Annotated in this window: 18 protein-coding genes; 10 read left to right on the top strand and 8 right to left on the bottom strand. The window is 54.8% G+C overall.

Annotated elements, in window-relative coordinates; translation table 11 throughout:
* The first annotated feature begins 221 nt into the window (after positions 1-221).
* From K325_RS0114645 to K325_RS0114685, 8 genes are all read left to right on the top strand, one after another.
* Positions 222-1,385 carry a hypothetical protein gene (locus tag K325_RS0114645; protein WP_029655015.1) on the top strand — a complete coding sequence of 388 codons (1,164 nt, stop codon included), beginning with the start codon at positions 222-224 and terminating at the stop codon, positions 1,383-1,385.
* Positions 1,386-1,477: 92 nt separating this feature from the next.
* Positions 1,478-2,131 carry a leucine-rich repeat domain-containing protein gene (locus K325_RS0114650; RefSeq protein WP_051146669.1) on the top strand — a complete coding sequence of 218 codons (654 nt, stop codon included), beginning with the start codon at positions 1,478-1,480 and terminating at the stop codon, positions 2,129-2,131.
* 930 nt (positions 2,132-3,061) lie between these two features.
* Positions 3,062-3,859: a leucine-rich repeat domain-containing protein gene (locus tag K325_RS0114660; RefSeq protein ID WP_211218162.1), complete on the top strand. Its 798-nt coding sequence runs from the start codon at positions 3,062-3,064 to the stop codon at positions 3,857-3,859.
* Complete coding sequence (locus K325_RS18745) at positions 3,843-4,076, top strand: hypothetical protein (protein WP_029655019.1); 234 nt, start codon at positions 3,843-3,845, stop codon at positions 4,074-4,076. Before K325_RS0114660 ends, K325_RS18745 begins: the two co-directional genes overlap by 17 nt.
* A gap of 154 nt (positions 4,077-4,230) precedes the next feature.
* On the top strand, positions 4,231-4,719 hold the full coding sequence (locus K325_RS0114670; RefSeq protein WP_029655020.1) for a hypothetical protein: 489 nt from the start codon (positions 4,231-4,233) through the stop codon (positions 4,717-4,719).
* An 81-nt stretch (positions 4,720-4,800) separates the two neighbouring features.
* Complete coding sequence (locus tag K325_RS0114675) at positions 4,801-5,304, top strand: hypothetical protein (protein WP_051146670.1); 504 nt, start codon at positions 4,801-4,803, stop codon at positions 5,302-5,304.
* Positions 5,305-5,351: 47 nt separating this feature from the next.
* Entirely contained in the window at positions 5,352-5,834 is a 483-nt protein-coding gene (locus tag K325_RS0114680) for a hypothetical protein (RefSeq protein ID WP_029655022.1), read from the top strand.
* Positions 5,835-5,870: 36 nt separating this feature from the next.
* Positions 5,871-6,209: a hypothetical protein gene (locus tag K325_RS0114685; RefSeq protein ID WP_036193632.1), complete on the top strand. Its 339-nt coding sequence runs from the start codon at positions 5,871-5,873 to the stop codon at positions 6,207-6,209.
* A 106-nt stretch (positions 6,210-6,315) separates the two neighbouring features.
* Here the strand turns inward: K325_RS0114685 and K325_RS0114690 are convergent, their stop codons facing one another.
* Entirely contained in the window at positions 6,316-6,603 is a 288-nt protein-coding gene (locus K325_RS0114690; protein ID WP_029655024.1) for a DUF1330 domain-containing protein, read from the bottom strand.
* 113 nt (positions 6,604-6,716) lie between these two features.
* Here K325_RS0114690 and ribBA point away from each other — a divergent pair, with 113 nt between their 5' ends.
* Positions 6,717-7,811 (top strand): bifunctional 3,4-dihydroxy-2-butanone-4-phosphate synthase/GTP cyclohydrolase II, encoded by a 1,095-nt coding sequence (gene ribBA, locus K325_RS0114695; RefSeq protein ID WP_029655025.1) that lies wholly within the window; start codon positions 6,717-6,719, stop codon positions 7,809-7,811.
* Positions 7,812-7,852: 41 nt separating this feature from the next.
* Here the strand turns inward: ribBA and K325_RS0114700 are convergent, their stop codons facing one another.
* From K325_RS0114700 to K325_RS0114730, 7 genes are read right to left on the bottom strand one after another with little or no spacing between them, the layout of a single operon-like run.
* A complete protein-coding gene (locus K325_RS0114700) occupies positions 7,853-8,410 on the bottom strand; it encodes an NUDIX hydrolase (protein ID WP_029655026.1) in 558 nt (185 codons plus the stop codon).
* A gap of 9 nt (positions 8,411-8,419) precedes the next feature.
* A complete protein-coding gene (locus K325_RS0114705) occupies positions 8,420-9,148 on the bottom strand; it encodes a GntR family transcriptional regulator (protein WP_029655027.1) in 729 nt (242 codons plus the stop codon).
* A 25-nt stretch (positions 9,149-9,173) separates the two neighbouring features.
* On the bottom strand, positions 9,174-9,554 hold the full coding sequence (locus K325_RS0114710) for a carboxymuconolactone decarboxylase family protein (protein ID WP_029655028.1): 381 nt from the start codon (positions 9,552-9,554) through the stop codon (positions 9,174-9,176).
* A gap of 23 nt (positions 9,555-9,577) precedes the next feature.
* The gene (locus K325_RS0114715; RefSeq protein ID WP_029655029.1) at positions 9,578-10,084 is read right to left on the bottom strand and encodes a flavin reductase family protein; all 507 of its coding nucleotides are present in this window, start codon (positions 10,082-10,084) and stop codon (positions 9,578-9,580) included.
* 14 nt (positions 10,085-10,098) lie between these two features.
* Positions 10,099-11,577, bottom strand: coding sequence for an aldehyde dehydrogenase (locus K325_RS0114720; protein WP_029655030.1), 1,479 nt, complete (start codon positions 11,575-11,577; stop codon positions 10,099-10,101).
* The gene (locus K325_RS0114725; RefSeq protein WP_029655031.1) at positions 11,574-12,410 is read right to left on the bottom strand and encodes an alpha/beta fold hydrolase; all 837 of its coding nucleotides are present in this window, start codon (positions 12,408-12,410) and stop codon (positions 11,574-11,576) included. The genes K325_RS0114720 and K325_RS0114725 overlap by 4 nt, the downstream gene beginning before the upstream one ends.
* A 17-nt stretch (positions 12,411-12,427) precedes the next feature.
* Positions 12,428-13,027, bottom strand: a complete 600-nt coding sequence (locus tag K325_RS0114730) for an amino acid synthesis family protein (protein ID WP_029655032.1) — start codon at positions 13,025-13,027, stop codon at positions 12,428-12,430.
* Positions 13,028-13,379: 352 nt separating this feature from the next.
* Between K325_RS0114730 and K325_RS0114735 the strand changes: the two genes are divergently transcribed.
* Positions 13,380-14,957, top strand: a complete 1,578-nt coding sequence (locus tag K325_RS0114735; protein WP_029655033.1) for a BCCT family transporter — start codon at positions 13,380-13,382, stop codon at positions 14,955-14,957.
* Positions 14,958-14,967 lie beyond the last annotated feature (10 nt).

Here is a 14,967-nt window from a genome sequence, read left to right on the forward strand (position 1 = left end):
CCTTCAGAGCTCCCAAAGGGCGCGCCGCTGAGGCTTCAGGCTCAATGTTCAGTGTTTTTAACCGCCCAAAACTTCACGTTACGAATGATTGCACAGAGAAATCGTAACTTACTGAACAGTCTGATATTTTTTATTTCTCAAGATTTTGGGTCATAAATGAGGCATTGCGTCGATTGATAATTTGCTTATAGCCACTACTACGGGATGAGGTTGATTACACCATGAGGGATGTACTCGAATTGTTTGAAGCGTTGCCCCAAGAGTATCCTCAATTGCTGGAACGCGCTACGAACCGCAGTGAACAGATCGTATTTGCCGGCGCGGACTTCTTTACGCTGCAGCCCTTTGCGGTTGAATTGCTGCACCTGAGCCCGGCTCAGGTGGCCCTGTACCCCACCGTTGAAGAGGTGCCAGGCGATGACCGGTTTCTTCTCGCATTGAATGACGGGCAGCTCGAATACGCCACCCAGGTTTATGGCGAAGACATCCGCTACGATTTCTTTTTCCAACGCGAGGAGAACTCCCAAACCCGCTTGCAGGCTTACCACAACGACGGTCACGTCAACGCTGTGGAGGTTGAACGAATAACCCGCGACGACCAGGGGCTGCCGCTGCTCTACGAGCGCGTTGACACCCACGTGCGCTTAACCCAGCGGTACCAGTATCAGCAGTGCGGCACTGCTGACGGCCAACGCTGGATGTGTGACATTACCAGCGAGAGCGTCAATCCGGCGCACGATTACACCTGCCAGCAACGACAGCGGGTCTATTTTGCAGACGACGGCTACACGGTTGACCGCATAGAGTCACTCGACAACGGCGACATACTCTACGACCGGGCAATGAACTCGCTTTCGCTGGAAGAACTGTTGGAACAGGCAAACGAGGCTATTGAGAGCAGATTGCTGGCGGGGCTGAGCCAGGAATCGCTGGAAAGCGTCGAAGTACGCTGTGTGTTGTTCGAGTATTCGCTCCAGGGCCCCTTCCCCCCTACCCTGGCGCTGATCCAACCGCACGAGGTTGACGATAATCCGGAGTATGCACCGTTAAGCTGGCTGAACGCTCCAGACGCGGAGCTTTTCAGCGAAAGAGGCCTGGACGCTGTCGACTTTCATCAAGGCTGCAGTGCGTTGTTCGACCAGCTCAATGCACAGCTGGACGCTTTGGAGTTCGAGAGCCAACAAGAACTGGTAATCACGTTTTACGTCGAATTTTGCCGCCGCCTAATGAACAACCCTCGACTGGCAACATTAATCAGAACCGACGACGATTTTTTTGTGACCGCTCGGGATTTCGAGGCGGCCAATGAACTGGAATTGCTCGAACGGGTTCTCCCCGCACGCCAGTGGCAATCAATGAAATCGACCATCGAGTTGCACGAATAGGCTTCAGGGTGACAACAATGCCATGGTGATAATCCGCAATGATGGCGATTAAGTTGTTTTCAGCGCCAAAAAACCAAAAGGATAGCTAAGAAATGTCGAGCTCAGAGGACCTGTTTGAGTGTTATGAAGTTGAAGACGGCGGCGTCGTTATTGGCGACTACCACGGAGATGCCACCGATTTGGTGATCCCCGACACAATCAAGGGTGAGGTGGTCAGGGCCATATACCGCTATGCCTTTAAGAACAAAGGCCTGAAGTCCGTGGTGTTACCTCCAACTCTGGAAGAAATTCACGCGGAAGCTTTCTCTACAAACCAGCTGACGAGCATCTCTTTCCCCGAAAAGCTGTACTACATAGGCCAGGACGCGTTTTACAACAACCGGTTAAAGAGCCTTGTGATCCCAGAGGCAATTACCTACATCGGTCATGGGGCGTTTTCCAGAAACGCCTTGGAAGAGTTGAAAATTGAAGCGCCGCTGGAAACCATTCCCGACTATTGCTTCACACGTAATGCGCTGACATCACTGTCATTGCCAGAATCGGTCGTAGAGATTCGTGTGAGTGGCTTTGCCTACAACAACTTTGTCGATTTGGTGATCCCACGCCACATCAAAGAGATCGGCCCCCAAGGCTTTCAAGGTCTCGAGCACATTAAGCGCGTGCGCATGCCGGAGCGGTTTATGAATCGCATCAACAACATTTTTCTGGACTCGGCAATAGAACACGCAGAGTTTTCTGCGCTGTAGCCTGTAGCCCGGCGACCTGGGTCGGCCTGTCTGCAGCGACCACCTACGTCGCTGCAGACAGCTTTAGTCGCCGTTTCCACCAGCTAGGGCGCTCTGGCGCTTCTCCTTATGTTAATTTGTGCCTATGAACTACGACGATTTCATTGCAGAAGCGAAAGCCCTATCTAAAAGTGCGTTGTACTTTACTCGAGCGGGTACCGGCGAGCCTTCGGGTTACTGGCACGGGCACCGTCCGGAGGGCGGACCGTTAATCTGTGTTCGGCGAGGCGGTGCATGGCTGACAGTGATCCTAGGCCAAGAGCCGAATTCAACCGTCGTAGAAGTTACAGCGGAGCCACTTGAATCTACCGAGCCACTTTATGCTGAGAAGTGCGAATCGCTGCCCCCATTGGAGGCTGTGTTTTTGAGGGGCTCTGATGCCATCGAAAAATTTCTCCAAGATAATGGGTGGGAACGCACCGAGCCATACAACTCAAATTTCCCTAGTGACATCCCTGAACGATATGAGGGCCTTTGGCAGAGCAGCTGCGCCTTATACGTGGACGGAATTGTTGCTGTCATCGGGGGCTGGCACTTTCCGTGGCCAGACGGTGATTGGTACGAGTTGGCGGATTATGAGCTAGTGCTATGGGTTCTCGAAGGTGCTGAACCTTGGGTTGAAGTCTTCGCTGGTCAAAATGGTTTTACTGTATACGAGAGAGTCACATAACAAGCAGTTCAAGTTTGCTACGGCCCTGGCGGGCCTCCGCCGGGTTCTGTTTGAGATATGGTTTTGGGAAAATACGTCGTTCGATACTCAGTCCATGCCAGTGCCATCATTATTCTTCGGGTTTGGCATGGCCTTGAAGGAGAACGATAGCAATTTAACCAAACGCGGGATTCGGACGCCCTCGTCTCCGCTTCGCTGTGTCAAGGTCGCCGGTGCGCTCTGTGTTAGCCTCGCAAGGAATGGCATTGAAAAATCTAACTGATGAGCAAGTACAATATGGATTCTACCATTTCTTTAAGGATAGAAAGGACGATATTCCCAGGGCAACTGAGCTCGCCGACTATGACGGTGGGGATGAGCTTGTTATTAATTGCACGCAACTAGGCAGCGAATATTCTCAAAAAGAAAGGAAACGAGTATTAAATGAATGGTGTGAGTTTCTAGAGAAAAATCCATCACGTTTCAAAAAGTTAAAATTCGGAACCAGAATGCCGCAAGAACTGTTCAATGCGGCATGCAGGCAAACGAACTTGAGAAACCTAGAGATAAAATGGGGTGCATACAAAGATTTATCTGCGATTGAAAACCTGCAAGATCTAGACTTCTTATATATTGGATCTGGTGCAGGTGTTGAATCAGTAACTCCTATTAGCAAAATTAAAAGGTTGTCAGGTCTTTATATCGAGAACTTTCAGAAGATTCAGGATTACTCTTCAATAGCTCTATTGCAAGAGCTTACAAGCCTGACGCTATGCGGAGATGGCTTAGGCCCTCAATATGTAAAGGTGGAATCAATTGATTTCCTAAAAGAAATGAAACAGCTAAGATTTCTAAATCTTCTGACTATCCAGCTAAAAAACAAGGATTATTCGCCAATCTTGGAGCTAACTAATTTAGAGCATTTAAGCCTTCGCAGTCATAGAGACGTGAAAAGGTTTTATAATGAGTTATCTGCACTGCCTAAATTAAAGTGGGGTCTCCTAAAAGAGAAGCCCAATATTTATGAATCGCAAGGCTGACAAGGCAATCAAATTTGTTCCGGCCCGATGGGCCTCCGCCGGACGCCCCGACGCTGGCGCAAAGTCAGGGGGTTATACATTCAAAGGAATGGCAATGAGAATACAGTTTCTTTTGATGATCTTAGTGCGTCTGCATCCGGCCAGTTCGTTGGTTCATGTGGCCGGGCTTTTTGCCCCACATTTAAAGATAGAAATTGAAGCCATCATTGTATTGTGAGCCACTTATGATGTTGACTGTTTCTTAGCAGTTGGTTGGTTCGGCGGTACTGCGAGTGATGCGGCCATATCTGAATTTATCCGCTAGCAAGACGCGGCGTTCGGATGACGGCGCCAGCGGACTTTAGCGTTGAAACGAAAACACAGGAGGTCAAATGCGACGGATTGAATCACACGCTATCTGGTGGGCCAATCTGGCCTTTCTATCCTTACTCCCGGGCTTTGTCTTTGCAGGCAGCGCTGGCCCTGAAGACTATCTCGCTGACAAATCGTTGGTATTGGAAGTTAGGTATTGTGAGTGTCAGGCCACCAAAACTGACAGCGAGCCCTCGGATCTTTTGCCCAGCTTTCTGAAAGACTCGTCTCTTATAACGGTTGGCGTATCGAGCGAGGAGACGGGCTTCGCTTCGTCAAAGGAGTTGGCCATAGGTTATGAGTTCAAGCCGGTTGCAGGCTCGCCCAAGCAGTTTCAATTCAATTATGCTGGCCGTTACACCGCGAGCAATGGGAGCAGCGCCGGCAGCGGGGAGTTGCTGCTGATCCAGGGGCAATGGGTCAATCTTTTCGGATCGCTGGATGAGAGCAAAGCAGGAGCGCAACACAGCAACGTTGCGGTGCGTCTGGCTAAGCCCGGTGGTTCTTGAAGGCAGGTTTTAACAAAGCAAGGCAGATATGGCCGCTGTGCTCTGGAAGGCCGCGAGGCGCAGGTGCTAAAAGGAAGAAAGATGTATCGAGCCGTTGTCATCGTGCTTTCAGCGTTGCTGGCCTCTGGTTGTGTTGGTCTGGCCGTTGGTACTTATGGAAAAGCGGAATGGGTCCGAACCGATTTTCGCTTGGCAAAAGAACGTAATCAGTTCTCCTTCGAGAAACGGGACGCGCCGTATACGGAAGAGGAAATCACGGCATACTGGGGCGATCCCGATTCTGTCGATCACTTCAAAGAGTGTAAGGTACTGATTTATAAAGATGGAACCTCCTGGGCTGGAGTAGGTGCCTTTGTCGGTATCGCCCCGGTGCCTCTGGTGGTTCCAACGGGCACGTATAAAAACCGGTTCTACCTTCAGAATCAGGTCGCCGTTGGCCTGATTCAGGAGTACGGAGAAGTCGGTCGTGCGGTGGGTTATACCTGTGGCAGCAATGAGTGTGGCGTCAGCACGGGGAAAAAGGCTGAGAATTACCACCTCCAGCCTGGGGAGGCCATCGCGTCCTGGTGCGCCAAGAGGCAGTAACCGACGCCGCGCGTTCGGCACATTAAAGGAAAAGACCGGTTCAGAACATGAACATACCAATCGAGATAGAAAGGTTTCTATCAAGCGGGCTCTCAGCGTCGCGGCAGATAGATATTGGGTTTGAGATTTTCGAGTTTCCAGACCTGGGCGGCGTCATGAAGTTTCAGGAAGGCTATCGAATAAACGGCGTTACGAAAGAACGTGAAACGTCGTGGCCTGAAAACTGGGTTGTTTTTGGTTGTTCAAATAGTGACCCGTTAATTTACAATACCGACGATGGCACGGTGATGTTTGGCCGCCATGGGGCAGGAACCTGGAAGCCAGTCACCCTGTTTTCCAGTATCGCTGAAATGTCTGCGTGCCTGATGGCCTTGTCTGACGTGGTCTTGGACGCCGACGATCATCTTTATGATGCGGATTTCAATATTAAACCCCGGTATGTTGACGCTATGAAACGTGCGGTGTCAGAGCTCATGGGTGATGAACAGGGAAACGTTATCATTGAGTCTTTTGAGATCACCAGCTATTAGCCCGACGCCTGCCTCCAAAGGATGTCTTTGCCTGCGATGATGGAGTTTTTCAGAGTCGCGTTTCTGGTTGCAGGTGCGATACCCCTGATTGCATACCCATTTGCCGCGCTGGCCAGTCTCATGGGGTTGGGGAGTAAACCCGGCGTGAAGGCCCCTTTGTTTAACCGGGTGATGAACCGTGTGTTTCTGTGGGGGACGTTGATGTACCCGGTGCTCTTTGGCGTGAGTTATGGCTGGAGCGAGAAGGGCACGGAATACGGTTTTCTGGCGGCGTTACTGCCGCTGTTTTATTTGCTTTTGCTGTGGGTGAGTTATCACTTTATGGATGCGCCACCGGGCCTGAAAACCGATAAGGCCGGGCCGGGCGAGAACTAAAAGGACGTGTCTGTCTGCAATGGAGGGCCGTGATAGCAGCTTTGAGTTGGCTATAGCCTGATGTTGCGGCCGGCTCCCCGGTGGTCTCGGGTTGCCGGCAACCGCTTTATAGGCCTTCCACAATCACAATGTCCACCTCTGCCGCACCTTCTCGCGCCCCGCGAGCCTTCCGGTACTCTTCTGAATGGTAACAATCCAGAGCTTGTTGATAGCTCGGAAACTCAATGATGACGGTCCGTTCCGGAGTCGTCCGTCCTTCCAGTGCCTGATTTTGTCCGCCCCGGGCAAGAAAGTGAGCGTCATACTTACGAAATGCTTCGGGTGCCAGGGCCTGGTAGCCCGCGTAGTTTTGCTCGTTGGTGATCGTGACGTTTGCGATCCAGTAGCCTTTTATCATGATCCCTCTCATGGCTCCTTTTGAGGTTTTGTATTATGGTATACCATAGTGTTTTGTATTGTTAGAGCGTGTGCTGGCGACAGCGTTAACTCCTCCAGAACGGTGACTGTATGAATTTCGACTCAACCGAAAGCCTGATCGAAGATATTGGTAAGGGGCGGATGGTGCTGCTCCTTGATGATGAGGATCGTGAGAATGAAGGCGATCTGGTTATGGCGGCGGAGCATGTCACGCCGGAGGCGATCAATTTCATGGCGACGCATGCACGGGGTCTGATTTGTCTGACGCTCACCGGAGAGAGATGTGATCAGCTGGAGCTGCCTCCGATGGTGATGAATAACGGTGCCAGCTTCGCGACCGCTTTTACCGTATCGATAGAGGCCCGTGAGGGGGTGACAACGGGCATTTCGGCGGCCGACCGGGCGACAACCGTTAAGGCGGCGGTGGCCCCGGAGGCGCATCCACGAGATCTGGTTCAACCCGGGCATATCTTTCCTTTGAGAGCTCGGGAGGGCGGCGTACTGAGCCGGGCAGGCCACACCGAGGCGGGGTGCGACCTTACCCGGCTGGCGGGGCTGGAGCCGGCGGCGGTGATTGTGGAAGTGATGAATGACGATGGCAGTATGGCCCGGCGACCAGAGCTGGAGGAATTTGCCAGGCAGCATGGCATTCGCATTGGCACCATCGCAGACCTGATCCAGTATCGGCTGGAAAGGGAGAAAACGGTGGAGCATACGGGGCAGCAACCCCTGTCTACGGCGCATGGTGAGTTTGTCTTACATACCTACGAGGATTTGATTACGGGCGACGCGCATCTGGCCCTGACCATGGGGGAGGTCTGTGGATCGGAGCCGACGTTGGTCCGGGTGCATTCCGTGGACCCATTGCGTGATCTCGTGGGGGCAGACTATCAGGGCCCCAGAGCCTGGTCGCTCTGGTCGGCGCTGGAGAATGTTGCCAGGGCGGAACGGGGAGCGGTGGTTATTCTGGCCAGTCAGGAATCGTCCCAGAGCCTTCTGTCCCGGGCAACCCGCCAGGACACGCCGCCTCCCGATGTGTCATCCATTCGCTATTCCGGTGTGGGTACCGGTTCTCAGATTCTTGCTGATCTGGGCATCCGGAAGCTGAGGCTTATGGGGGCGCCTCTGAACTACAAAGGGCTGGCAGGTTTTGACCTGGAAGTGGTTGAGATTGTTCAACCGTAGATGGGTAAGGGGTGGTTCAGGGAAGAAGCGCCCCTGAAGCATCACTGCATGAAGTGGACGACGCCTTTTTCCATGCTTCCCGTATAGATTCCGTAGGTACCTCCGTCGCGTTCCGCGATGTACCGCTCCAGGATCTGGCGAATGGCCGGGTAGAAAATCAGATCCCAGGGAATGTCCTGGGGTTTGAACCAGTTCACGGCCCGTGTCTCCGGGCCCGGGGCGTCCTCCCAGGTCACCACCCGGGCGCGATAGATGATATAGAGCTCGTTGGTGGGGGGCACGCTGAAAATAGAGTAAGGCGTGGTGACCTCGGCGTCGATGCCGGTTTCTTCCCAGACCTCTCGGCGCGCTGCTTCCTCCACACTCTCACACCGTTCCATGAAGCCGGCAGGTAGTGTCCAGCTGCCAACGCGTGGCGGAATGCCTCGCTGGCACAGCAGAATGCGGCCCTCCTGCTCAATAATGGCGCCGGCAATCACCTTGGGGTTGTCGTAGACAACGGCGCCGCAGGCGCCGCAGTAGTCCCGTTCATGGGTATCACCGGGGGGGGTTCCCCTGGCCAGGGGGGAGTGGCCACAATGTGAGCAGAAGTTGGGCATGGCGTATTCTCACTGCAGGCTTCGGGCGACGCTGATGGGCTCGACGGGTTCTCCTTGTTTCTCGCCGAGTGCCGCCAGAGCCACTTTTGCAGCCGCTTTGATGTGGTCAACGCAGGCCTGGTGGGCCGCTTCCGGGTTCCGGGCCTTGATGGCGTCAACGATTTTGACCATTTCCTGAAAGCTGTCGAGATATCGTTCTTTCTGTGACACGGAGGTGGCCCGGAGGTAGTTGACCCGCGCTTGTAACAAGCTCAGGAACTGCCCCGCGATGCGGTTCCCGGCGCCATCGTAAAGAACGCCGTAGAAATCACTGACGGCATTCACAATGGCGACGGTATCGCCACTGCGCAAGCCGGCCTTCAGTATTTCCCACGCGTGATCCAGTTCTGCCATCTGCTGAGCGCTTGCTTTTTGGGTAAAGAGTTGCACCACCATGCTTTCCAGTACGCAGCGCAGCTCGTAAATATCCCTGGCATCTTCCAGCGTGATGACCGCAACGCGAGGCCCTCGACCACCTTCACTTTCTACCAGTCCTTCGGCTTCAAGGTGCCGGAGCGCTTCCCGTACCGATGTGCGGCTGACACCCAGTCGTTCACAAAGGTCTCGCTCCACCAGCCGGTCACCCGGCAGGAGTTGAAAGCTCATGATGGCCTGGCGGAGCTTATCAAGCACCATTTCTCTGAGTGTTGGCTGGTTACGAGTAACCTTAAGGCTGTCGTCCAATGGGGTCCGTTGCATGTCTTCTCCTGATTCTGGGCTGTGGTCAGATTTCGCCCATTTCCCTGAGAACCTCTCGGGCCTGGCGAAACGCATCAATCGCAGCGGGAACACCACAGTAGATAGCGGTCTGCATCAGGACTTCGCGAATCTCGTCGACGCTCATACCATTGTTGATCGCGCCTCGAACGTGCAGACGCAGTTCGTGGGGGCGATTGAGGGCAGTAATCATGGCCAAGTTTATCATGCTCCGATCCCGGTCGCTGAGGCCTTCTCGATGCCAGAGGTTACCCCAGCAATACTCTGTGACCAACTCCTGAAGCGGCTGGGTGAATGGGTCGGCATTGCGCATGGACTGGTCCACGTAATCGTTGCCTAATACCCGGCGGCGTTTGGCCAGCCCCCGTTCAAAAATGTCGTCTGACATAACTTTGTCCTCGTTGTGCATACTCAGGAGGCGTGCGCCAGGGCACGCAGGGTTTCCGGAAGCTGATCCATCTTGCCACGACAGTACAGCAGGGGGTCGAGCTCATGGCCGGCACACCAGAGCTTTTCCACCTCGCCGACCAGGATTGCGTGGTCGCCTCCGGGGTAGTCTTCCCAGACACGGCATTCCAGATAGGCGACGGCACCTTCCAGTACCGCATTCTGAAGCTCGGATCGTTGCCATTGCACGCCTTGCCCTTTGTCGTGTCCTTTGCCAGCAAAGTGATAGGCAATGGCTTGTTGCTCGTGGCTCAGGATGTGGATGACAAAGCGTCCGCTGCGTTTGATGATCGGATAGGAGTCTGAATTCAGGCTGGGACAAACCAGAACCAGCGCCGGGTCCATTGAGACCGCGGAAAAGGCACTGGCGGTGAAGCCCACCAGCCGACCATCGTCATCAAGGGCGGTAACGACCGTGACGCCGGTTGGAAATGCGCCCAGAACCTGTTTGTAGTCTTGTGGGTCGATCATGGCTCTCTCCTGAATCAACGCATGATGAAAGGGTCAGGCATCGGGTCTGTGGATAAGTTTATCCACAGGGTTTTGAGGTCGGTGTAGTCGCGGACGGCATCAATACCGCATTCCCGTCCATAACCACTTGCGCCAAAACCGCCAATCGGGGCCATGGCCGACACGGCACGGTACGTGTTCACCCAGAGAATCCCGGAACGTACGTCTCGCGCCAGGCGGTGAGCCCGGCCAACATCCCGTGTCCAGATCCCGGCAGCCAGTCCGAATTCGGTGTCGTTGGCGAGTTTCAGAGCTTCTGCTTCGTCATCAAAGGGGATGACCGCAACCACGGGGCCAAAAACCTCTTCCTGAACGATAGGCATCTGATGGGAGTCGCAGGCCAGAATGGTTGGCGGGTAGTACCAGCCACCCTGGCCCTTCAGGCGTTCGCCGCCACAGAGGACTTCGGCGCCGTCGTCTTTGGCCTGGGAGACCATACGCTCAATGGTGTCCAGCTGGGCCTCCGTGGCGATGGGGCCCATTTCTGTTGCGGCATCGGCCGGATCACCAATCCGGATGCTGGCCACCCGCTGCTGCAGACGCTCAATCACGGTTTCATGGATGCTCCGCTGCACGAGCAGGCGGGAACCGGCAACGCAACTTTGGCCGGACGCGGCGAAAACACCTGCGACCACGCCATTGATGGCACTGTCCAGGTCCGCATCGTCAAACAGAATGTTGGGAGACTTTCCGCCCAGTTCGAGAGACAGTTTGGCAAAGTTTTCTGCACTGTTGCGTACCACGTGGCGAGCCGCACTGGCGCCGCCGGTGAAGGCGATTTTTCGTACCAGGGGGTGAGCGGTCAGGGCAGCGCCCGTCGAGGGGCCGTAGCCAGTGACGAGATTCACCACGCCTTTGGGAAAGCCCGCCTGTTCCACCAGTCGCATCAGCTCGATCAGGCTGGCAGAAGCGTGTTCGGACGGTTTGATGACGATGGTGTTTCCTGCCGCAAGGGCCGGGGCCAGCTTGATGGCGGTCAGGTACAGAGGGCTGTTCCAGGGAATGATCGCAGCTACCACTCCAATCGGTACCCGGATGGTGGCGCCAAACATGTCCGTTTTGTCCAGGGGCAGGGTTTCGCCGACCACCTTGTCGGCCAGCCCGGCGTTGTAATAGAAAAACTCGGGAAGATAGCTGACCTGCCCGCGGGTCTCACGGATCAGCTTGCCGTTATCCCGGCTTTCCAGTTGTGCCAGGGTCTCGGCATTATCGGCAATCAACTGCCCGAGGCGATACAGTAACTTGCCTCGGGCCGTGGCGGTCAGGCCCGCCCACTCCTGGCTCTCGAAAGCACCGTGAGCAGCCTGGACAGCGTCTTCCACATCAGCGGCATCGGCGTTGGGTACACGGCACCAGGCTTCACCGGTCGCGGGGTTATAGCTTTCAAACGTGGCGCCTGAGCGCGCGCCGCGCCATTCGCCATCAATAAACATCGTCAGTGCATCCAGTGTCATCCGAGAGTCTCCTCTTGTTCTTGTGTGGATGGGTAATGGACCTTGCCGAGGAAACCCAGCAGTAGCCGGTTGACCTCGTCTGCGGCTTCCAGCGGGGCCATATGTCGTTGTCCGGCCAGAATATGCACATGGGCGTTCGGCAGATTCCGAGCGAGTTCTTTTGCCATGTGCGGTGTCGAGCCGGGGTCGAGTTCTCCGGTCGCGACCAGAACGGGTACGTTGATCGATGAAAGATCGTTCGCGCCGAACCGGTCCTGGGTGCCAAAGAGGGCATAGCTTCGATAATAACCATCGGGATGGTTTTGAGTCACACAATCCCGGATAGCGGCAATGCGGTCTGGGTAAGCGGCCCTGAAGGCAGGGCTGAACCAGCGTTCCAGAGCGCCTTCAACGTTGGCAGAGGGGCCTTGCTCCCGGGTTTGGGACAGGCGTTGCTGAACGCCAGAGCGCTGCTGCTCATTGCGATTGAAGACGCTCGACAGAACACCCATGGCCCGCAACCGTTCGAGGTGACGGAGGGCGAAAGCCCGGGCCACCAGACCACCCATGGAGAAACCAATCACGGTTGCCTGTGCGATCTCCAGTTCGTCCATCAGAGCGCACAGCTGATCGGCATAATCGTCCAGCGAGGCGTCCTCTTTGGGCAACGGGCTTTCGCCATGGCCGAGCATATCGTAGGCGATAACGTCGTAGTGATCCGCCAGGGCGTCGACCTGTGCCTGCCACATGGTGGCATCCAGTCCGACACCATGGATCAGGACAACCGGAGCGCCCACGCCAGATCGCCAGTAACGAGTCCCGGACGAACTCATTTTCGCATCACAGGGCTGCATGTGGACTCTCCGGATGCTCACGCGTTACCTGCCTGCCCGGCTTCTTCTGCCAGCTCTTTCAGGTCCTGATAACGGTTGCCGATCCGGGGATGCAGTCGGCCACCGTCTGCGGCGCCCAGCACAACGACAATCTCGTCCGCCCGGGGGGCGTCTTCAATGCGCATTTCCAGAGTGATGTAGTGGGACCGGAACCCTTCGTCGTGCTTGTGCATCATCGGGATCTGAATCGATGTGCCAGGTGCGCCACGCTTGTTGGTGAAGCTCAGATAGCTCTTGGCATCAACCGCTTCCCGGAAGTGGTTGCCAAACCGAAGCGTATGGATGATGGCGGACGCATGCTCAATCTCACCCTCGGCGCCCACAACCGCGGCCTTACCGTAGGCTTCGATCTGATCGCCCGGGATCTCATCAAGAATGTGTTTGACGATCAGCTCGCCCAGCTCGGAACAGCCGCTGCGAATTTCTGGCGAGAGATCTTCCACGAATCCCCGGCCGGCCCAGGGGTTGGTCACAACGGCGGCGACCCCCAGCATGGTGACGGGCTTGTCTCCAGCCTTTCCGGCTTCGATGTAGGTGGTTTCACGGTAGGTGACAATTTTACGAATTTCGAAGCTCATTGGGCTCTCCTCAACGGTTGGTACCAGACTCAGCCGGTTTTTTGTGGTTTTCTATCTTGGTATACCATAATACCAAAATACAAATTCGACAAGGCTGGAGGATGTTAGATTTGTTTCTGGCTATGAAAATTTTTTGTTTTTGTTTTTAGTGTTTTTAAAAACATAGAGTTACGATTTTGTTTTCTTGACATTCTGTCTTTTTCAAAGAAAACCTTTGCAATTCATAATATGGTATACCAATATCTCTCTCCGAGATCCTCAGCTGGTCGTGTTCCATAAAAAGGGCCGCCGGGAGCTCGCCCGACCACTGAAACCAAAACAATGCCAATGACGGAACTCGGGAGAAAACTGAATGCAAAATGCACAAACGAGTGTGCCCCGGAGCGGTGTGTTTGCCGGGGTAAACAAAACCATGGCCATCGCCTCGGTGACCATGGTTCTGGCTTTTGTCCTGTTTACGGTGTTGCAGCCAAACCTCGCCAACACAATCTATACAGGGGTAAAGCAGTACATTGAGACTGAGTTGGGGTGGTATTACATCCTGACCATCAATGTGGTGCTGTTCGTCGCCTTCGCGATCATCTTCAGTCCCTACGGGAAACTGCGTCTGGGGCGGGATGATGAACGCCCTGAGTTCTCCAATTTCACCTGGTTTGCCATGCTGTTCAGTGCAGCTGTGGGGACCGGTCTGCTGTTCTGGAGTATTGCTGAGCCTCTGAACCACCTTCAGGGCAATCCGTTCAGTGAAACGAAAGGGGACATTCCTAATACGCTGGATGCCGCGCAGACGGCGTTGCGCATTACCATTTTCCACTGGGGATTCCACGGCTGGGCCGTGTACATTCTTGTGGGAACGATTCTGGCGTACTTTGCCTATCGCCGTGGCCTGCCAATGACCATTCGCTCGGCCTTCTATCCGCTGTTGGGAGAGCGTATCTACGGCCCGATCGGGCATGCCATTGATTTGCTTGCCATCTTCGCGACCTTGTTCGGAACCGCCACCACTCTTGGGTTGGGGGTTTCCCAGATGAACGCGGGGCTTAACAGCTTGTTCGGGATGGAAATTTCCAGCACGAATCAGGTGATTCTGGTGCTGGTAGTCACGGTGGCGGCAACCGTCTCGGCGGTATCCGGGCTCAAAAAAGGGATCCGGCTGCTCAGTGAATGGAATATCCACCTGAGCATGATTCTGTTTGCGTTTTTTGTGCTGGCAGGGCCGACGGTTTTTCTTCTGACGATTTTCACGACCAGTGTCGGGGACTATCTCGGGAATCTTTTGCCCATGGGGTTCTGGACGAATCCTGACCCTGAGAGCCAGTGGCAGGGTTGGTGGACCTTGTTCTATTGGGGGTGGTGGCTGTCCTGGGGTCCATACGTAGGCATGTTTGTCGCTCGTATTTCACGTGGGCGCACCATTCGGGAAGTTCTGTTTGGCGGTATGTTGGCGGCAACGCTGGGCGCCATGGTGTGGATTGTGATTTTCGGAGGCACCGCACTCCATCTGCAGTTGTTCGGCGGAGTAGACCTGGCAACGGTCGCCAACGACAACATTACGAAGGTGCTGTTCCAGACCATTGAAGCGCTCAATGTGCCATGGGCCACAAGCTTCATGCTTGGTATGGCAACACTGATGATCGTGACCTGGTTTGTGACCTCCGCAGATTCTGGCACGTTGGTGATCTGCACCATCCTTTCTCAGGGCAACCCGAATCCGCCGCAGTTGTATCGAGTGGTCTGGGGGCTGGGTCTGGGGGCAACCTCTGCGGTGCTTCTCCTGGCCGGAGGCCTTCAGGCGCTGCAGACTGCCGCGATTGCCGCTGCCCTGCCATTTTCTGTGGCCTTGCTGGTGATGTGCTACTGCATGTTCAAGGCCCTTGCCAGTGAGCAGGTGGCTGAGCCGGTCGCCATCAAACAATCCGAAATGACCTAACTCCATCCAT

The organism is Marinobacter daepoensis DSM 16072 (assembly GCF_000421165.1).
Classification (GTDB): Bacteria; Pseudomonadota; Gammaproteobacteria; order Pseudomonadales; family Oleiphilaceae; genus Marinobacter; species Marinobacter daepoensis.

What these genes read in the sequence shown, in the direction of transcription:
- K325_RS0114645 (WP_029655015.1), top strand. Translation starts at nt 222, where the DNA reads ATGAGGGATGTACTCGAATTGTTTGAAGCGTTGCCCCAAGAGTATCCT.
- K325_RS0114650 (WP_051146669.1), top strand. Translation starts at nt 1,478, where the DNA reads ATGTCGAGCTCAGAGGACCTGTTTGAGTGTTATGAAGTTGAAGACGGC.
- K325_RS18745 (WP_029655019.1), top strand. Translation starts at nt 3,843, where the DNA reads ATGAATCGCAAGGCTGACAAGGCAATCAAATTTGTTCCGGCCCGATGG.
- K325_RS0114670 (WP_029655020.1), top strand. Translation starts at nt 4,231, where the DNA reads ATGCGACGGATTGAATCACACGCTATCTGGTGGGCCAATCTGGCCTTT.
- K325_RS0114675 (WP_051146670.1), top strand. Translation starts at nt 4,801, where the DNA reads ATGTATCGAGCCGTTGTCATCGTGCTTTCAGCGTTGCTGGCCTCTGGT.
- K325_RS0114680 (WP_029655022.1), top strand. Translation starts at nt 5,352, where the DNA reads ATGAACATACCAATCGAGATAGAAAGGTTTCTATCAAGCGGGCTCTCA.
- K325_RS0114685 (WP_036193632.1), top strand. Translation starts at nt 5,871, where the DNA reads ATGATGGAGTTTTTCAGAGTCGCGTTTCTGGTTGCAGGTGCGATACCC.
- ribBA (WP_029655025.1), top strand. Translation starts at nt 6,717, where the DNA reads ATGAATTTCGACTCAACCGAAAGCCTGATCGAAGATATTGGTAAGGGG.
- K325_RS0114700 (WP_029655026.1), bottom strand. Translation starts at nt 8,410, where the DNA reads ATGCCCAACTTCTGCTCACATTGTGGCCACTCCCCCCTGGCCAGGGGA.
- K325_RS0114705 (WP_029655027.1), bottom strand. Translation starts at nt 9,148, where the DNA reads ATGCAACGGACCCCATTGGACGACAGCCTTAAGGTTACTCGTAACCAG.
- K325_RS0114710 (WP_029655028.1), bottom strand. Translation starts at nt 9,554, where the DNA reads ATGTCAGACGACATTTTTGAACGGGGGCTGGCCAAACGCCGCCGGGTA.
- K325_RS0114715 (WP_029655029.1), bottom strand. Translation starts at nt 10,084, where the DNA reads ATGATCGACCCACAAGACTACAAACAGGTTCTGGGCGCATTTCCAACC.
- K325_RS0114720 (WP_029655030.1), bottom strand. Translation starts at nt 11,577, where the DNA reads ATGACACTGGATGCACTGACGATGTTTATTGATGGCGAATGGCGCGGC.
- K325_RS0114725 (WP_029655031.1), bottom strand. Translation starts at nt 12,410, where the DNA reads ATGCAGCCCTGTGATGCGAAAATGAGTTCGTCCGGGACTCGTTACTGG.
- K325_RS0114730 (WP_029655032.1), bottom strand. Translation starts at nt 13,027, where the DNA reads ATGAGCTTCGAAATTCGTAAAATTGTCACCTACCGTGAAACCACCTAC.
- K325_RS0114735 (WP_029655033.1), top strand. Translation starts at nt 13,380, where the DNA reads ATGCAAAATGCACAAACGAGTGTGCCCCGGAGCGGTGTGTTTGCCGGG.